The 17266-nt window shown below is 70.6% G+C and carries 19 protein-coding genes and 2 pseudogenes; 14 read left to right on the top strand and 7 right to left on the bottom strand.

Annotated features, from left to right (window positions below; genetic code table 11):
• The first annotated feature begins 114 nt into the window (after positions 1-114).
• Positions 115-321: a hypothetical protein gene (locus IAG42_RS34930; RefSeq protein WP_188340951.1), complete on the top strand. Its 207-nt coding sequence runs from the start codon at positions 115-117 to the stop codon at positions 319-321.
• A 159-nt stretch (positions 322-480) separates the two neighbouring features.
• Here the strand turns inward: IAG42_RS34930 and IAG42_RS34925 are convergent, their stop codons facing one another.
• The gene (locus tag IAG42_RS34925; protein ID WP_188340950.1) at positions 481-1482 is read right to left on the bottom strand and encodes a helix-turn-helix transcriptional regulator; all 1002 of its coding nucleotides are present in this window, start codon (positions 1480-1482) and stop codon (positions 481-483) included.
• A gap of 241 nt (positions 1483-1723) precedes the next feature.
• Between IAG42_RS34925 and IAG42_RS34920 the strand changes: the two genes are divergently transcribed.
• Positions 1724-2539 (top strand): AfsR/SARP family transcriptional regulator, encoded by an 816-nt coding sequence (locus IAG42_RS34920; protein WP_223206307.1) that lies wholly within the window; start codon positions 1724-1726, stop codon positions 2537-2539.
• Positions 2540-2585: 46 nt separating this feature from the next.
• On the opposite strand, the gene IAG42_RS34915 is transcribed toward IAG42_RS34920, so the two are convergent.
• Positions 2586-3047, bottom strand: a complete 462-nt coding sequence (locus tag IAG42_RS34915; protein WP_188340949.1) for a hypothetical protein — start codon at positions 3045-3047, stop codon at positions 2586-2588.
• A gap of 155 nt (positions 3048-3202) precedes the next feature.
• Between IAG42_RS34915 and IAG42_RS34910 the strand changes: the two genes are divergently transcribed.
• Positions 3203-3871: a hypothetical protein gene (locus tag IAG42_RS34910; RefSeq protein WP_188340948.1), complete on the top strand. Its 669-nt coding sequence runs from the start codon at positions 3203-3205 to the stop codon at positions 3869-3871.
• 47 nt (positions 3872-3918) lie between these two features.
• Here the strand turns inward: IAG42_RS34910 and IAG42_RS34905 are convergent, their stop codons facing one another.
• A complete protein-coding gene (locus IAG42_RS34905) occupies positions 3919-4308 on the bottom strand; it encodes a cupin domain-containing protein (protein ID WP_188340947.1) in 390 nt (129 codons plus the stop codon).
• Positions 4309-4425: 117 nt separating this feature from the next.
• On the bottom strand, positions 4426-5544 hold the full coding sequence (locus IAG42_RS34900; protein WP_223206306.1) for a serine hydrolase domain-containing protein: 1119 nt from the start codon (positions 5542-5544) through the stop codon (positions 4426-4428).
• 187 nt (positions 5545-5731) lie between these two features.
• Between IAG42_RS34900 and IAG42_RS34895 the strand changes: the two genes are divergently transcribed.
• The 9 genes and pseudogenes from IAG42_RS34895 (at position 5732) to IAG42_RS34860 (ending at position 12185) form a co-directional block, all read left to right on the top strand.
• Positions 5732-6406, top strand: a complete 675-nt coding sequence (locus IAG42_RS34895) for a TetR/AcrR family transcriptional regulator (RefSeq protein WP_188340945.1) — start codon at positions 5732-5734, stop codon at positions 6404-6406.
• Positions 6407-6486: 80 nt separating this feature from the next.
• Positions 6487-7005: a HEAT repeat domain-containing protein gene (locus IAG42_RS34890; RefSeq protein ID WP_188340944.1), complete on the top strand. Its 519-nt coding sequence runs from the start codon at positions 6487-6489 to the stop codon at positions 7003-7005.
• Positions 7006-7286: 281 nt separating this feature from the next.
• On the top strand, positions 7287-8003 hold the full coding sequence (locus IAG42_RS34885; RefSeq protein ID WP_188340943.1) for a flavodoxin family protein: 717 nt from the start codon (positions 7287-7289) through the stop codon (positions 8001-8003).
• Positions 8004-8080: 77 nt separating this feature from the next.
• A complete protein-coding gene (locus IAG42_RS34880; RefSeq protein WP_188340942.1) occupies positions 8081-9019 on the top strand; it encodes a YcxB family protein in 939 nt (312 codons plus the stop codon).
• Between the two features lie 72 nt (positions 9020-9091).
• Positions 9092-9613, top strand: coding sequence for a hypothetical protein (locus IAG42_RS34875; RefSeq protein WP_188340941.1), 522 nt, complete (start codon positions 9092-9094; stop codon positions 9611-9613).
• 25 nt (positions 9614-9638) lie between these two features.
• The gene (locus tag IAG42_RS34870) at positions 9639-10499 is read left to right on the top strand and encodes a helix-turn-helix transcriptional regulator (protein WP_188340940.1); all 861 of its coding nucleotides are present in this window, start codon (positions 9639-9641) and stop codon (positions 10497-10499) included.
• An 82-nt stretch (positions 10500-10581) separates the two neighbouring features.
• Positions 10582-11337, top strand: a complete 756-nt coding sequence (locus IAG42_RS34865) for an SDR family oxidoreductase (RefSeq protein ID WP_188340939.1) — start codon at positions 10582-10584, stop codon at positions 11335-11337.
• Positions 11338-11405: 68 nt separating this feature from the next.
• Positions 11406-11531 (top strand): hypothetical protein, encoded by a 126-nt coding sequence (locus IAG42_RS38405; RefSeq protein WP_262928324.1) that lies wholly within the window; start codon positions 11406-11408, stop codon positions 11529-11531.
• Positions 11528-12185, top strand: a pseudogene (locus tag IAG42_RS34860) (alpha/beta fold hydrolase). Before IAG42_RS38405 ends, IAG42_RS34860 begins: the two are co-directional and overlap by 4 nt.
• Before the next feature lie 10 nt (positions 12186-12195).
• Here IAG42_RS34860 and IAG42_RS34855 read toward each other — a convergent pair.
• On the bottom strand, positions 12196-13182 hold the full coding sequence (locus IAG42_RS34855; RefSeq protein ID WP_188340938.1) for an aldo/keto reductase: 987 nt from the start codon (positions 13180-13182) through the stop codon (positions 12196-12198).
• A gap of 276 nt (positions 13183-13458) precedes the next feature.
• Entirely contained in the window at positions 13459-14451 is a 993-nt protein-coding gene (locus IAG42_RS34850; RefSeq protein WP_223206305.1) for a LuxR C-terminal-related transcriptional regulator, read from the bottom strand.
• A gap of 146 nt (positions 14452-14597) precedes the next feature.
• On the opposite strand from IAG42_RS34850, the pseudogene IAG42_RS38645 reads away from it, so the two are divergent.
• Positions 14598-15046, top strand: a pseudogene (locus IAG42_RS38645) (mycothiol transferase).
• Between the two features lie 27 nt (positions 15047-15073).
• Here the strand turns inward: IAG42_RS38645 and IAG42_RS34840 are convergent.
• A complete protein-coding gene (locus IAG42_RS34840) occupies positions 15074-16627 on the bottom strand; it encodes an alpha/beta hydrolase (RefSeq protein WP_188340936.1) in 1554 nt (517 codons plus the stop codon).
• Between the two features lie 254 nt (positions 16628-16881).
• Here IAG42_RS34840 and IAG42_RS34835 point away from each other — a divergent pair, with 254 nt between their 5' ends.
• A complete protein-coding gene (locus IAG42_RS34835; protein ID WP_188340935.1) occupies positions 16882-17220 on the top strand; it encodes a YciI family protein in 339 nt (112 codons plus the stop codon).
• Positions 17221-17266: the final 46 nt, after the last annotated feature.

Genomic DNA, 17266 nt, shown 5'->3' with positions numbered 1-17266 from the left:
ACGGGAGCTCTGTGGGAGGCGGAAGATCGCTGCGATGCTTCGGGGGCTCCCGGGGATCAGGCCCCGGACGGCTCTCGAGAACGCGGCGCCGCGCGGCGCCGGGAGGGAAGACCCATGATGCGTACCGTCACCAGCAGGCTCGGCCGGGGGTTCACGGCGGCGGTGCTGACTGTGCTGACGGCGACGGGGGCGTGCGCCGCCGTGGCCGTCGACTTCGCGTCCGCGAGCGGCGACAGCACCGTAGTGTCGAAGCCCTGCTTCGACCCCAAGGACCCTGCCTGCGGGCCGGCCAACGGCTGGCAGGAGAAGCCGAAGTCCTGATATCGAGGCGAGAGGGCCCCACGTGGGCCGGTCGAGCGGTCCGGGCGCCGAGCACGGTGCCCGGACCGTCGCATGTGCCGCACCTCTTCCCCGATCACATCAGGAGCAGGGTCCGTGTGCCCCGCGGCGGACGGCCCGCGCGGGCCATGCCCGTGGACGTCAGATCCAGCCCCGTTCACGGGCCAGCAGCGCCGCGTGGGCACGATTCTCCGCGCCGAGGATCCGGATCAGCTCCGAGATGTAGCGGCGATACGTACGCAGGGCCGTGCCGACCTGGCGCGCGCCGGTCTCGTCCTTGCTGACCGTGCACATGGCCCGCAACACCTCGGCCTGCAGACCGGTCAGTTCGGGTTCCCCGGACCCACGGCTTCCCTGCTCGACCACGTCGCTGAACTCGGCGGCCCCCGCCCACAGCCGCTCGAAGTTGTTGACGACGGTGGTGACGATCCCCTCCTCGCTCGAGCAGAGCGCACCTTTGGAGGTGTTCTTCGGGTCCACCGGTACGAGCGTCGTGCGGTGGTCGTAGACGAGCATCAGCTCACTCAGGTCCTCGATCACCCGGACCCGGGCCCCTGCCGCGGTCAGTTCCTGGAGGTAGGCGCGGGTGGTGTCGTCCGCGACCGCGGACGCGCGGACCAGGTTGCGCACGACGACGCCGCGGCGCAGGCAGCGCAGATCGAGCGGGCGCGCATTCTCGATGTTCTCCGGGGTCAGCGCGTCGTACGGCTCGCAGGCCAGGATCTCCGAGCGTGCGAAGAAGGCCAGTTCGTCCAGGCGTTCGCGGATGGCGGGCAAGCCGATCAGTCGCTCCACCGGGGCGTGTTCGGCGTCCGGGCTCCGCTCGGACGACTCGAGCGTCAGCGAGTCCACGATGGGGCGCAGGTCCGAGAGCGTGCGAATGGCGTGGTAGAGCTCCTCCAGCCGTTGCTGGGCCAGCCGGTTCACGACCACGTCAGGGGTGTGCGGCCACACCTTGCCGCCGTCCTCGCGAAGGACGTGCAGTTCCCGCAGCCGGCGCACGGCCGCGTCCAGCACGATCGGTTCCTGCCTCGACAGAACGTGCACCTCGGAGAGCTCGGCTCCGGGGCTGCGCAACAGCAACCGGTAGACCTCCTCCTCCACCGCCGTGATGCCGAGGACGGCCATGTGATGCGCGGGCAAGCGTCGCTCCGTGGGGGATGGGCGGGGATGAGTCCGGCCGGCGAATGATGCCTGGAGCCTAGAAGTCGCGATCTGCGAGTTGGAAGCCGTCACCTGGCCCGGTGACCGACCCGTGGCGTCCCTGTGACAGGCGTGACAGGACATCAACAGGCAGCATGTTCCGCCCGGTTGACCAGATCTGGCCACCCTTCCTGGCCCCTCGGCACCGCGGCCACCTGCGATATTCGGTGTCGACCGAGGCATGGCGCAGTTCACGGGAGGCAAGGTCCAGATGCTCTTCAGACTGCTGGGGCCGGTGAGGATCGCCGGCGCGACCGAGATGCAGTCCAGCACCCGGCGGGCGCTGCTCACCGCACTCCTGCTGCGCCGGGGGCAGTTCATGGGCATGGACGAGTTGGTGGAGCTGTTGTGGCCCGCCCCGCCGAGCTCCGCGGTGGCCAACCTCAGAAGCCACCTCACCGGACTGCGCCGCAGTCTGGACTCCGCGCAGCCGGGCCTGAGCAAGCGCCTCACCACCAGCCGAGGCGCGGACACCGGGTACGCCCTCCGCGTCGACGCGGACGAGATCGACCTGTCCCGCTTCCTGCGGCTCGCCCGGCAGGGGCGTGAGCTGCTCGCGGCGGGACAGCACCAGCGTGCGGTCGGCGCCCTCGGCGAGGCCCTCGCCCTCTGGCGCGGCCCGTTCGGTCAGCGGCTGCCCGCGACACGGTGGTTCCACGCACACACCCTGGGCCTCAACAACACGCGCCTCGAGGCCTGCCAGAACTACTTCGCCGCGTGTCTGCTGACTCAGCGCACCGAGATGCTCCCGTACCGCATCGAGACGGTGCTGGCCGGAGCCCCGCACCGGCAGCGCCTGTGGCAACTGCTCGCCGCGTCGTACTGCGCCCAGGGTGACGTACCCGGCGCGCTGGGAGTGATCGAGCGCTGCCGGACCGTCTTCGCCGAGGACCTCGGTCTCGACGTACCTCCCGGCGTCGAGGCCATCCGCGCGGCCGCACTCACCTGGGACACGGCGCGGGCCCACCGTCTGGTGGCCGAGATGGCGCGGCTGTGACGGTGGACCCCGGCGAAGGCAACGGCGGCCTCGGCGACGCGGCCTTTCAGTCGTAGAAGAAGAGCTCGAGGTCTTCGACGGACCCCGGCCCGGTGAGGAACCCCTCAGCCTTCGCGATCTCGCCTTCCGGCGGCAGCTGGCCCTTCAGAAGCTGCCGCATCCATATCTCTCCCTGCTCGGCGACCGCGTAGATGCCGGACAGCAACTCGGTCATGCCCGCAGGGTGCGGTGGGCGGCGCCCGGCGACTGGCTCGAGCACCCATCCGCCTGCCCGGGCGGCGAGTCGCAGCACACCGGCCCAGTTCGCGATCCTCCCGACGCGTACGTGCCAGGGGTCGTCGGTGAACGGGGCCGTCCGGCCACCCGAGAGGGAATTGGTGGCGGCGCCGATGTCCCGGATGATCTGCCGTTCCACGTCGTCACGGACCCAGCGCCCTTCCTGCGCTTCCTCGATGGCGGCTTCCCACCACTCCCAGCCGCCGTCGATTCGGTCCGCGAAGGTATCCATGGGCACAGGCTTCCACGCATGACGCCGGACCGGTCCCCTCCCTTCCCACTCTCTGCCAACCGCCCAGCGAAGACAAGACTGCAATTTTTGCCGTCGGACCAGGACACTCGTTCCCGAGCGGAGGGTCTGTGCCGCTCTCCAACGGGAGGACACTCATGCCAGACGTGTGGGATCCACATGGCAGCCTTCGCCGCGCGTTGTGGATCGGCGGCGCCCAGTGGTCGGGCAAGACCACCGTCGCCGAAATCGTCGCGAGGCGCCACGGATTGACGGTGTATCACTACGACTACCACGACGCCCGCGGACACCAGGACCGTCGGATCGCGCGTCGTATCGCTCTGGGCGAGCCCGTGGAGGATCCCGCCCCCGACGAGGTCTGGACGGACCAGAGCCCAGAGGCGATGGCCGCCGAGACGCTCGCCGGCTTCCCGGTCCGCTTCGAATGGGCGCTGGACGACCTGCGCGCACTGTTCACCGGCCGCCCCGCGATCGCTGAGGGATGGGGGCTGCGACCGGAGCTGGTCGCGCCGCTGCTCGACTCGCCCCGGCGCATGCTCGTCCTGGTCCCCACCGAGGACTTCCGCCGGCACCAGCTCCGGACCCTCCCCCGCGCGGGAAGGCTCAACGCCCCTGTCGCCGACCCGGCCCGCGCCCAGGCCAACCGTGTGGCCCGTGACCGGCTGGTCGCCGAGGACGCCGTACAGAACGCCCGCCGCCTCGGCATTCGCGTCATCGAGGTCGACGGGACACTCGACGCGGTGGCGGTGGCGGCGGAGGTCGCCGAGCATTTCGCTCCGTACCTCGGCGCGACGACGGCTGTCTGATCGCTCACCCCCGGAGGTCGGACGAGGAACGAGCTCTCAGAGCTCGACTAGCCCTCGGCCCGCCTCTGAAGGCGGCTGCCACGGGGCAGAGTGACGGACATGATGTCGCTGGGGCCGTCCAGCGCGATGCGGTGCCACCGCCCGCGCGGGACGACAGCCGCGGTTCCGGCCGCCAGCCTGACCTCCTCCTCCAGCCCTCCCGGCTGTTCGGGACGGAAGAAGAGACGTATGCCGCCGGTGAGGCAGGACACGAGTTCGTCCGCCTCGGTGTGGATCTCCCAGTGGTCGCCGTGGACGTCGGCATCGGTCTCCACATGGAAGGTCATCACCTGCCAGCCGTCCCGCTCGGAGTCGAACACGGGTGGCTCGGCGCGCACCTGGCCACCGTCGTCCAGGTGAATGAAGGAGGAGAAGAGATCGATCGGTGCGACGGTCATGCCGGGACTCCAATTCTGCGATGTGACGCTCGTCTGTTGAGTTGTGGGCTCGGACAGCCGCCGGGTCGGCAGTGGCCGCGCCGCCTCACTCGGCTTGCGGTGTCGGTGGCGGGCCGGTCAGCCGTACATCGCCACGCGGTACAGAGCCTCAAGGGCGGCGTCGATGGGGTGGGGCTGGGGGTTGCCGGAGGAGTCGAGTCTGTTCCACCGCTGCATGTTCACCGCGACGGCCATCTGCCGCTCACCGTCGACCCGGATCATGGCCAGCGCACCGCCGCCCCAGACCGAGCCGCCGTTGCCCCAGAACGTGGGCTGCCCCGGCTCCTTCATCGGGTAGAGGCCGAGTCCGTACTCGATCATCGTGCCCGCGTGGGAGATGACCGGGCCGGTGCGCTGCATCCGCGCCAGTGACGCCGGGCTGACGATCTCGCCGGCCAGCAGCAGGCGGTAGAAGCGGTTGAGGTCCGCGACGGTCGAGATCAGCGAGGCCGCCGGGGCCGTCCAGGACATGTCGTAGACGCTGTAGTCGCGCGGTGGGTCGATCATGCCGAACCACGCCTCGTAGAGCTGCGAGTGAGGCTCGCCGACGTACGGTCCTGCGGGGAACCCGGTGTCCCGGAGCCCGGCGCGCTCGATGACGTTCCGGGTGATGTACTGCTCGGCCGCGGTGCCGGTCACCTGTTCCAGGAGCTGGCCGAGGAGCAGGTAGTTGGTGTTGGAGTACACCCCCGGAGCGCCGCCGGGTGTGCCGACGGCGGGTGCGGTGACCCCCATCTCGATCAGTTCGAGGGGGTCGAAATGCGTGAAGCGGAGGTCGTCCAGGCTCTGGGGGCTGGTGTCGGCGACGGCGGGGAGCGCCTTGAGGGAGGGGTAGGCGTACGGGAGGTACTCGGCGAGGCCGCTCGTATGGTTGATCAGCATTTCGACCGTGATCGCGTCACCGCGTTCCCCGGGGACCAGCTCGGGGAGGTACCGGCCGATCGGTGTGTCGAGCCCGATCCGGCCGGCCTCGGCCAGGTGCAGGATCGCGGCGGAGACGAAGGTCTTCGTGATGCTGCCGACTCGGTGCCGCATGCCGGCGGTCACGGGGCGGCCGGTGGCGACATCCGCGACGCCCGCGGCGCCGCGCCAGACCTGGTCGCCGTCCAGTACCTCGGCGAACAGGCCCGGCATCCCGGCGCGGTGGACGTTCTCGATGGCCGCGTCCAGCGCCGCCAGGTCCAGTGAGTTCCTCACGACAGGCTTCCTTTCGCATGGCTCGAGGTGAGCTCCGATCCGGACGCCCGGTTCGGGCGGCTGGGCACGCGTGGCATGTCGGCCCACGTGCTGCCGGCGTGCTCGCCCTGCCCACGTCCTCATTATGCACGCACCGCGTGCAACACCAAGTGCATAGGCTAGAGTTGGGCCTGACGAGAGGGGCGAAATGGCAGGTCGAAGGCGTTGGGCGACGGAGGAGATCCTGGACGCGGCAGCGGAGTTGCTGCGCACGAGCGACGCGGAGTCGTTCAGCGTGCGCAAGCTCGCCGCGACCCTGGGGACCGATTCCTCCAGCCTCTACCGGCACTTCCGCAGCAAGACCGAACTGCTGCGCGCGGTCGCCGACCGGATCCTCCTGGCCTCCATGGACGGCTACCGCGCCCAGGATGACTGGCGGCAGCGCCTCACCGCCCTGGCTCTTCGCGTGAGAGAGGCCTTCGGTCAGCAACCCCAACTCGCCGCGATCTGGGGGCGATACGCGTCAGGCGGCGCCGGCTCCCGCATGGTCATGGAAGAGGTGTTGCAGGCCCTGCGCGTGGCCGGGCTGCCCGACGAGGAGATCCCGGCGCACTACCACCGGCTCGCGGTCCTCATCTCCGCGCTGATCGCCTCCGAAGCCGGAGTCAGCACCATCACCGCGGAAGAGCACGAGCAGGGCATGGAACTGTTCCGCGTCGCGGTACTCGGCGCCGACCCCGAACGCTTCCCCACCCTGGCCCACTTCGCCCGTGACGTCCGCCCGCTCGGGGCGGACCGCCGCGCCGCGTTCGAGGAGATCCTCGCCGCCCAGCTCGCACACATCGAGACCGCCATCGGCGCGAGCCGGTCGACCCATTCGTGATCGTGCGGCCCCGGGTCCCGGTCCTGCCCGGCTTGCACACTCAGATTCCCACTGCAGGACGCAGAGGAGGCGGTCAAACGATGTCCCCCGAGGAGCAGGACCTGGTGATGGGCCTCGTGTTTGCACCGGGCTCGCCGCCGACGCGCACGATCGACGAAGTGCTCGCCCACTTCGGCGAGACCGACGGCGGGGCCTTGGCGCTCCGGCTGCTCCGGGACGCCATGGAGCGCCGGGACGCCGACGACGTCGAGATGGCATTGATCATCAAGGCCGCCGCCGGCGCCCCGCCCGATGACTTCCTGGAACCTCTGACCGTGCTGTTCCCCGCCGAATGGCACAGGGAGCACGAGGACATCGTGTCCACGCTGGCCAGGCTCCGCTCCCCCGAGACCTTGCCGACGCTGGTCCTGGCGACCCACTGGGTTCCCGAGCACCTGGACTGGGACGAGAACCGGGCCCTCGCGGTGAAGGCGATCTGGGCTCTCGGCGCCCTCCCCGGCAGGCAGGCCCGGGAAGTTCTTGAGGGGCTGCGTGACGACGAGGACGAGATCATCCGTGAGAACGCGCTGAGGCAGCTCGCACGGCGCGGCGAGCTCTGAGCACGGGGCCGAGGCAGGGGCCGCGGATCTCGGTGGTGTCGATGAGAACCCTTCAGCCCCTGGACCGGCCGGCAGGACTCCCCCGCGCTGTCGGGGCGGGGCCACCTGAGTGATCAAGAGCACTGCTTCTCCACCTCGCGTGCGGCGCTCCACCCCTTCGCTCCGCGACGCGAGAGAGTGGGTGGAATTGTCGGCGGAACCGACCCGGAGCTGTCGTGGCATCGGCAGCCCGGGCGTGCTGCGCCACCGGACCACTCACTCGCCCGCGAGGGGACGCATCGATGAACGACACCGCCACGTCCTACCGTGATCTCCGCGCTCTGGTGATCAATTGCACGCTCAAGCGGTCGCCGGAGCGCAGCCACACTCAGGGGCTGATCGACATCAGCACCGGCATCATGGAGCGGCAGGGCGTCGAGGTCGAGGTGCTGCGGGCGGTGGACCTCGACCTCGCGACCGGCGTGTGGCCCGACATGACCGAGCACGGGTGGGAGACCGACGAGTGGCCCGCCGTCTACGAGAAGGTGATGGCCGCCGACATCCTCACCTTGGCCGGACCCGTATGGCTGGGCGACAACTCCTCGGTCATGAAAAAGGTGATCGAGCGCCTGTACGCCTGCTCGTCGATCCTCAACGACCGCGGCCAGTACGCGTATTACGGGCGCGTGGGCGGCTGCTTGATCACCGGCAACGAGGACGGCGCCAAGCACTGCGCGATGAACGTCCTCTACAGCCTCCAGCACCTCGGGTACGTGATCCCGCCGCAGGCCGACGCGGGCTGGGTCGGCCCGGCCGGTCCCGGCCCGTCCTACCTCGACCCCGGCTCCGGCGGGCCGGAGAACGACTTCACCAACCGCAACACCACCTTCATGACCTGGAACCAGCTCCACCTGGCCCGCATGCTCAAGGACGCAGGCGGCATTCCGGCGCACGGGAACCAGCGCTCCGAGTGGGACGCCGGTTGCCGCTTCGATTTCGAGAACCCCGAACACCGCTGAGCCGTCTCGCCTCCCGCGAGCTCGGATCTTCGAGGGGACCTCTACGATCCGGTTGATCACCGAACCGGGGAGGGGACATGGCCGAGGGCCGGGAAGCGGACGCGGTCGCCGAGAGACCGGTGGAGCTGGCCTACCGGCCGACCATCAGCGAACTGACGTCCGCGCTGCGGGCTCGCGCCCGCATCACGAGGGCGGGGCGTGTTCAGCGCCGGGCACTGATCTGGACGGTGGCGGTCACGGCCGTCGGTGTTCTGCTGTCGGCGGCCGGCTCCGGCCACCGGGACACCCCGTGGCCGCTGTACGCGGGCGTGGTGGGCTTCGTCGCCCTCGCCACGGCGATGCCGTGGTTGCAGGCGTGCCGCCTCCACCAACTCGCGGAGCGACAGGGCGACATCCACGGGACGGTCGACGACACGGGAATCCGGCTCGCCACCGCGCACAGCTCGACCAGCCACAGCTGGCACCTGTACGCGCGCTACGTCGAGACGCTGGAGCTGTTCGTGCTTCTCAGCGCCGACCGTTCCTCCGTCGGCCTCGCCGTCCTTCCCAAGCGGGCCGTGGCGGCCCCGGAGGATGTGGACCGGCTCCGGGCCGTCCTGGACCGGCGTCTCGTGCGCGCGGATACCGCCGCGACGTCGGGAAGTCCGCGGAGCCGGGGCCGAGCGGTCGCTCGCGGGGCCGGCTCCGTCGGACTGCTGCTGCTGGGGCCGCTGCTCTTCTTCTTCGCCTTCGCCGCCGTCCAACAGGTCACGCACCCGGACCGCTTCCCCGGCATCCAGAACAACACCGCGCCGATCTCGGTGGTCATGCTCGGGCTGGGGACGCTTGCGATCGCCGGGGCCTGGTGGCTCGTACGGCGGATGGCCGTCATGCGGATCGTGACCGTCGTACTCGCCGCCCTTGCCCTCATTGCCGGTGGCGCCGCCCTGTACCGCGTCGCGCCGATGCTCCACTGCTGGGGCTCGGACCGGATCGCCCGCGACGCCGAGGGCGCCTACGCCTGCTACGACCTCTGAGCCAGGAACCGGGCCGACGGCCAGCTGCGTGTTTCCCCACACTGATGTGACGGAAGAGGGCGAGGTGTCACCATGCGTCGGTCGCGTGTCGTGGCGACGGGTGCGCTGGCGATGGCGCTGGCGGGGGTGTGGACGGTGTGTGCCGAGTGGCCCGGTCAGACCTCCACGGCCGAGCGGATCGGCTGGAACGGGGTGATCGAGCTGGAGGACGGGCGCCGTGTGTCGGCGCGGTTCACGGACGAGGGGCTGTACGAGCGCCACCAGCGCACCAAGGGCGGCCCCTGGTCCGCGCCCAAACTCCTCTACCCGCACGGGGATTCCGACTGCGGCGCCGAGCTGAGCGCGTACGGGGACACCGTCGCGCTCGTCGCCGGGTACAGCTCCGGCTGCCACGCGGGAGAGCCGGCCGAGGTGGTGATCGCCGGTGTCAGCAGCGGCGACCTCGATGAGTGGGAAACCGACACCACCGAGGGCATCGACGCGTGGCGGACGACGCGCTTCTCGTTGACCGGATACCGGGTCGTCTTCCGGTCGCCCGGCGATGCGGGCACCGACGAGCTCAGCTGGCGACAGAGCATCGGCTTCACCGGCTGAGCAGGCACATGCCTAGGATGCCCGTATGGAGATCAGCCGGCTTTCCGCCGAGGCGCGGGCACGACGTACCGCCGAGATACGGGAGTTCCTGCGGTCACGGCGGGCCCGAGTCTCGCCGACCGAGGCCGGGTTGGCTGTCGGTGACGTCCGCTCGCGCCGGACCCCCGGGCTGCGTCGCGAGGAGGTCGCGGTGCTCGCCGGGGTCGGGGTGTCCTGGTACACGTGGCTGGAGCAGGGGCGCGAGATCAATGTGTCCGCGGACGTGCTGGACTCCATCGCACGGGTGCTGCGCCTGGACGGCACCGAGCGCGAGCACCTGTATCTGCTGGCCGGGCTGAATCCGCCACGGGCGCTTCCGGTGGCGGGCCGTGTCGTCTCCGACGCGCTGCGCCAGGTGATCGACTCCTGGCTGCCGCGTCCGGCGTATCTCATCGACCCGCACTGGAACCTGATCGCGGTCAACCGCGCCGCCGAGCTGGTCTTCGGCTACCGCGAGCACGATCACAACTGTCTGGTCACCTTCTTCACCGGCGCCCGGTACCGGTCGTCGCTGTGCCATTGGCGGGACGCCGCCGAGTCCATCGTCGGGCAGTTCCGGGCGGACGCGGCCCGCTACCCGGACGACCCGGAGTTCGGCCGGATCGCGGCCGACATGTGCGCCGTCAGCCCGGAGTTCGCCGAGCTGTGGGCGGAGCACACCGTCCGCGATGCCGTCAGTGGGGCCAAGACCGTCCTTCATCCGGATGCCGGTGAACTCTCCTTCACCTACACCGCGTTGACCCTCCCGGAGCTGCCCGGACACCGCCTCATGCTGCACACGCCGACGAACGGTTCGGGCACACAGGAGCGACTGGACGCCCTCCTGCAGGCTGCCGCGGTCGGGTAGGCCGGGGTGTGAGGGTGGTGGTGGCAGACCCAGGTTCGTCCCGCACTGTCAGGGCCGTGGCCGGCCGCGCAGGATCGTCGGCATGAAGCGATTCACGGACCACACGGTCCTGATCACCGGCGGCACCTCGGGCATGGGCCTGGCCACCGCCCGACGCCTGCTCGACGAGGGCGCCTACGTCGTCATCACCGGGCGCGACGAGGCCCGCCTCGAGAAGGCGGCCGCCGAACTCGACGCGGCAGAACGCGTGTTGACAGTCCGGGCCGACGTCGCCGTGCTGGCTGATCTGGACGCGCTGATGCGGCGGGTCGAGACCTGGCGGGGCAGTCTGGACGCGGTCTTCGCCAACGCGGGCACCGGCGTCTTCAAGCCCGGCGCCGAGATCACCGAAGCCGACTTCGACCACTCCACCGACGTCAACTTCAAGGGCGTCTTCTTCACGATCCAAAAGGCGCTGCCGCTGCTGAAGGACAGCGGCGCGATCGTCCTCAACGCCTCCTGGACGCTGCACCGCGGCCTGCCCGTGGCCTCCGTCTACTCGGCGACCAAGGCCGCCGTGCACAACCTGGCCCGCACCCTCGGCTCCGACCTGGCCCCACGCGGCATCCGCGTCAACTCCGTCAGCCCCGGCTACATCGACACCGAGATGTACCGCGGCGCCAACACCGACCCCGACGCCGACGCCCGCAATGCCGCACAGGTCCCCCTCGGCACCGTCGGCCACGCCGCCGATGTCGCCGCCGCCGTCGCCTTCCTCGCCTCGGCCGACGCCTCCTACATCACCGGCCAGGACCTCGTGATCGACGGCGGCCTGGTCGGCTCCCTGCCCCACCACTGACCTACCTGCCCCAGCGATCGCACCTGGTCGGGGCGGCAGGCGTGGCGGCGGCATGCAACGATGCCGGGATGACTCTCCGATCACGTCTTCCGGCCTGGGCTGCCGCCGTTCCGGCCTTGTCCGCCGCGCTGTTCGGCCTGTTCGTCCACGTCCAGCACGACGACTTCGTCGCGGGCGCCCTGGACCGACGATGACGTACACCACGACCCCCGACGGGACCCGCATCGCCTACCAGGTCCAGGGCGACGGAGCGCCACTCGTCCTGCTGGCCGGCCAGGCCAACAACCACCGCTGGTGGAACTCGGTCCGCGACGACTTCCACTCCGTCCGCAGCACCCTCACGCTCGACTACCGCGGCACCGGCGACAGCGACAAGCCCGACACCGCCCACAGCACCGAACTGTTCGCCCAGGACGTCGTCGCCGTCCTCGACGACCTCGGCATCGACCGGGCCGACGTCTACGGCACGTCGATGGGCGGCCGGGTGGCCCAGCAACTCGCCGCCCGCCACCCGCACCGGGTCAACTCCCTGATTCTCGGCTGCACTTCACCCGGCGGCCCGCACAGTGTCGAACGCGACAACGACGTCCGCCGGGCCCTCGCCCAGCCCCGGCCCGAAGCCGCACGGCAAGCCCTGCTGGAACTCATGTACACACCCCACTGGCTCGCCGAGCACCCGGGTCCGCACCACACGCCCGACGGCCAACGCGCCGCTGCTGGCCGACCGGATCCCCGACGCCCGGCTCCACCTGATCCCCGGCGCCCGTCACGCCTACTTCGAGGAAGCCCGGACCCTCGCCGGCCGGCTGGTCCTGGACTTCCTCTCCGCTCCCCCGCGCCGGCCGTAGGGCCCGGTCGTCAGTTGACGGAGTCGAGCTTCGCCCGCTGCTCCGCGGTCAGTTCGAGGTCGACAGCGCCCAGGTTCTCGTCCAGTTGGGCCACCGACGAGGCACCGATGAGGGGGAGAACCGGGATGGCGCCGCCCATCAGCCAGGAAAGCACCACCTGGTTGACGGTGGCGCCGGTCTGAGCCGCCACTTCGCGGATCGCCTTCAGACGTGGCTGGGTGCCCGCGTGCTCGAAGCCCGGGCCGAGCGGCTTGTCGTCCCGTACGTAGGCGCCCGCGATCAGCGGCGAGTACGCGACCTGCGTGAGCTCCGGGTTGGCGCGCAGGTAGCTCAGCAGGTCACCACTGACCAGGCCCTGGTTGCCGTCGGGCGAGCGCAGGCTCGGCAGATCGGTGCGCTGGCGCAGGTAGCTGTGGTGGTGCTGGAGCACCTCGTAGCCGGGCACGCCCGCCGCCGCGGCGATGACGCGGGCGCGTTCGACGCGCCAGGCCCAGTGGTTGCTCGCGCCGAGCAGCCCGGCCACACCGTCCGCGACCACGTCGGCGAAGCCCTGGACGGTCTCTTCCAGCGGGGTGTGCTCGTCCATGATGTGCGCGTACAGCAGGTGGATCTTCTCGATGCCGAGGCGTTCGCGGCTGCGTTCGGCGGACTCGCGGACGACCTTGGCGGACAGGCCCTCGACGTCCTTGCTGAAGCCTGTGGTGGGCCGGTTGGGGCGGGCTCCCACCTTGGTGGCGACGGTGATCTCGTCGCCGACGCCCCGGCTCCTCAGCCAGCGTCCCACCAGCTCCTCGCTCTCGCCTCCCTGCGTGCCGTTCACCCAGAACGCGTAGTTGTTGGAGGTGTCGATGAACGTGCCGCCGGCCTCGACGAACCGGTCGAGGATCGCGAAGGAGGTGGCCTCGTCGACGAGGGTGCCGAACGTCATGGCGCCGAGGCTCAGCATACTGACCTCACGACGGGTCGCGGGCGAGCTTCCGATGACGCGGTACTTCATGAGGGGTCCTTTCGGATCGAGGGAAGGGACGCGCCATGACGTACGAGCCCGCACCGGACGAAGACCGAACGGCGCGGGTCGCACGCGAAGGAAGACGGGGCCGGACCACCGGGGTCACACCCGGGCCGGGGTCCTGCGTGGCGCGACGGGGAACCAACCTGTCTGCGCGCTGCGACGGCCTGGAGACGGCCGCGCGGGACGTGGTGCTGAGCGCACAAGGTACATGACACCGAGCGGGAGGAGAAGCCGTGTCTCTCCCGCCCGCGTCCCACCCGGTCAGTGCGCCACGTCGTCGTCCAGGAAGCCGCTCTTGGCGATCAGGTACGCCAGCTGCGCGCGGCTGCGGCTGCCGAACAGCTCCGCTGCCCACCGCATGTGGTTGGCCACGCTACGGGTGCTCATGCCGAGCCGCGTCGCGATCGCCTCGTCCGTGTGGCCGTTGACCATGTGCCGCAGGATCGTCCGGCGTACCTCGTCCGTGAGCAGCGGAGGCAGTCGGGTGCCGGGGAAGCTGTGCAGGGGTGCCGCGCGCTGCCAGGCGTGCTCGAAGATCCCCGCCAAGTAGCGGACCACGCCGGGGTGTTCCACGACGAGCGCGAGGTCGGAGCGTTCCGAGCCGGGGTCGGGGATGAAGGCGATCCTGCGGTCGCAGACGATCAGCCGGTCGAAGACCTCGTCCAGGGTCCGTACCTCGCCGCCCGCCCCGGTGATGCGCTCGACGTACGCGAGGGTGGCCTGGTGCGAGCGGATGGTGTGCTGGTAGATCGTCCGCTGGGACACGCCCCGCTCGATCGCCTCGAGATCGCTGGCGAGCGCCTTGTCCAGCAGTTCCTGGGGCCGGCCCCCGCCGGGCTGGGCCGTCAGCAGTTCCTCCTGGCAGGCGTGCACCGCCGCCGAGAGGGTGACGCTGATCGTGCCGGCGCCCTGCACGGCGCGGATCAGATGCGATTCGCCCTTGCCGTAACTGTCCAGGTAGATCTCCTGCGCCTGGGCGACGGCGGCCCGCACGGCCGCCAGTGCGTTCTTCTTCTCCTCGATGGCGCGTTCCATGGTGTGCATCCGCGCGCCGGCCGCCAGTTGCGGGGGGATCGGGGTCAGGGTCCCGTCGGGCAGGCGCTGGACGAGGCCCAGGTCGAGCAGACAGCGTGGACAGTCATCGGGGGTCGGCCTGTTCCGCAGCGCGTCCGAGTAGTACTGAAGGCCGTCCGCACAGAGCTCGACCGGCCCGCCCGCGCTTCCTTCGCTCGCTTTGTCCGCTCGCGTGCACATTTCCCCGCCTTGCTGGTTCTCGCATTGCAGGATCATCCTCCCCGATGCCCGAGACCTGCGGCGCGAAGGCGTGCAGGATCCTCGGCAGGGAACCAACCTGATCCGCGCCGGCCCGACCGATACCGACCTCTTGCAAGGGAGCCGGCTTGACCTCCTTCAGCACGAGCAGTTCCGAGACGTGGCCGGAGCCTCCGCTCGCCGGTTCTGAGGCGGCAGCCGTCCTCGGCGCCCTCGAACGGCAGCGCGCCACACTGGCGTGGAAGTGTTCCGGCCTGGACGCCGCCGGCCTGCGCGCCACACTCGGCGCGTCCGTCATCACTCTGGGCGGCCTGCTCAAACACCTGGCGCACGTCGAGGACAGCCACTTCGCCCGGTTGTGGCTCGACTCGCCCGTCGGTGCCGCGTCCTCGTCGACGAGGCTCTCAGCCACGGCGGCCTGGACCAGCTCGGCGCCCGCACCACCCGCAGCGGCGAACGCCCCAACCTGCGCCGGATTCTCCTCGACCTCGTCGAGAAGTACGCCCGCCACTCCGGTCACGCCGACCTGATCCGTGAATCCGTGGACGGGCTCACGGGTGAGGACCCGCCGAGATGAGCCGCCCGAGGCGGCCCGGGACGGGCCTCAGGACATGCTGCCCCGGCACACCGTCCCCACCGCCGGGCTGCGGCCCGTGCGGAGGTAGTGGTCGACGGTCTTCATGACGCAGCGGTTCTGCGGGTAGCTGCCGTGGCCCTCTTCCTCGGCCGTCAGGAGCACGCCGACCCTCTCGCCCAGGGCGCGGGCCATGTGGCGTGCGCCGGGGTACGGGGTGGTGGGGTCGCCGGTGCCGCCGACCACGAGTACGGGCGCCGCGCCGTCGGCGTCCACCTGGGGCGTGGCGCGCTCGCCGTCGAACGGCCAGTCGTAGCAGAGGTAGATGCCCGTGGACCAGGCCGCGCCGAACACGGGTGAGGCGGCCTTGATGCGTGCCTCGTCCTTGTCGAGGCGTGCGAAGTCGGGCCGCAGGCTGGAGTCCGCGCAGGTGATGGCGGTCAGGGCGGCACGGCTGTTGTCGGGCGCGGTGGCCGCGCGGTCGGCTGAGCCGATCGTGTCGGAGCCCTTGTTCAGCGGACGGCCGTCGTTGTGGTCGATCAGGGCCGTGAGTGCTTTCGCGAGCGGCGCCCAGCCGTCCGTGCCGCGGTCGAGATGGTCGCTGACGGCGTACGCCAGGTCGTCGGCGTCGAGAGTCTTTCCGCCGCCGGCCGGCGCGGGCTTCTTCTCCAGGCGGTCGGCCAGCCGCGCCATGCGTCGCGCGGCCTCCTCGGGCCCGCTTCCGGTCGGGCAGTGGCGGATGCGGTCCGCGCAGTGCGCGGCGAAGCGGTCGAACGCCGCCTGGACCGCCTTGACCTGCGACAGCTTCTTCTCGTCGAAGTCCTCGGTCGGGTCGACGGGCGCTTCGAGGACGAGCCGTCCGACGTGCGAGGGATACAGGTGGGCGTAGTCCGCGCCGAGCGCGGTGCCGTACGAGACGCCGAAGTAGTGCAGTCGCTGGTCGCCGAGGAGGTAGCGCAGCAGGTCGAGGTCGCGTGCGGTGTGCGAGGTGCCGACGTACGGAAGGAGCGCCCCGGAGTGCTCGGCGCAGGCGTCTCCCCCTTCGTAGCCGGTGTCGTGCGCGGTCTTCCCGCAGCGCACGGGGATGGTCGCGCCCACGCCGCGCGGGTCGAAGGAGACCAGGTCGTAGCGGTCGAGGAGGTGCTCGTACTGGTTGATGAGCTCGGGCAGTCCGCTCACGCCGGAGACGCCTGGGCCGCCGAAGTTGAGGACGAGCGAGCCGATGCGCCGGTTGTTCGGGCCGGTGGCCTTGCGGCGGATCAGAGCGACGTCGATCGTCCTGCCGTCGGGTTTCCGGTAGTCGAGCGGGGCCTTCATCGTGGCGCAGTCGTAGTCCGTGCGCGCGGTGGGCGGCGAGGTGCAGCGGGTCCAGCGGATGTGCTGGCCGGTGGTGAGCCCGGCGGGCAGGCCGGCCGGCGGGTTGCTCGCGGTGAACTCCGTACGCGGCTGCTCACTCCGGCCGGAACCGTCGCGCTGGAGCCAGGCGGCGACGGCCCCGATCGCGACGAGGACCACCACGGCGATGACGCGCACCCCGATCGACAGGCCCGGTCTGCCGCTGCGCATCGGCTGTACGTCACTCATCGAACCCCCCGCGCTCCGCTCGTCAGACGAGTGCAGGGTACAAGCCGTCTCCGGGCCCCGGTCCGCGTCGGATCAACCGTCGGCCGTTCTCGGGCGTGGGAAGAGCCGGCGCGAGCTGATGTGGGATATCAGGGACAGACGAACCCCGGCGGGCTCAGGGGTGTATGACGGACAGTCGACGGAAGGCCGTCACCCGGGCCCGCGAGGATCGTCGCCCCGCCGGCCTGGCACATCCGGAAGCAGAAGGAGACACCGTGAGCGCGACCGTGACTGACGAACAGATCCGGGCTCTGGCCGAGACCGCGAAGCCGTACAGCGTGGCGCTGCTTCAGTGGGGGCCGGAGCGGACCATGGAGGGTGCGGACGCCGTCGAGCTCGAGCACCAGCGGCGCATGGTGTCGCTGCGCGCCGAGGGTGTCATCGCGATCCTGTGTCCGGTCGCCTCCGACACTCTGGCCGGCGTCGCGATCATGACTGTCCCGGCCGAGGAAGCCACGGAGATCATGGCCGGGGACCCCTGTGTGCGCGCCGGAATGATGCGCTGCGACGTCCACCCGTGCCACGGCTTTCCGGGAGACGCGCTGCCCGCCTGAGGCGTGCCATGAGCGGGATCCCCTCGCTCCGGTGACGCGGGCCGGC

It is taken from the genome of Streptomyces xanthii, from assembly GCF_014621695.1.
In the GTDB taxonomy this organism is placed as follows: domain Bacteria; phylum Actinomycetota; class Actinomycetes; order Streptomycetales; family Streptomycetaceae; genus Streptomyces; species Streptomyces xanthii.
This window is presented reverse-complemented; position numbering and strand designations above follow the sequence as displayed.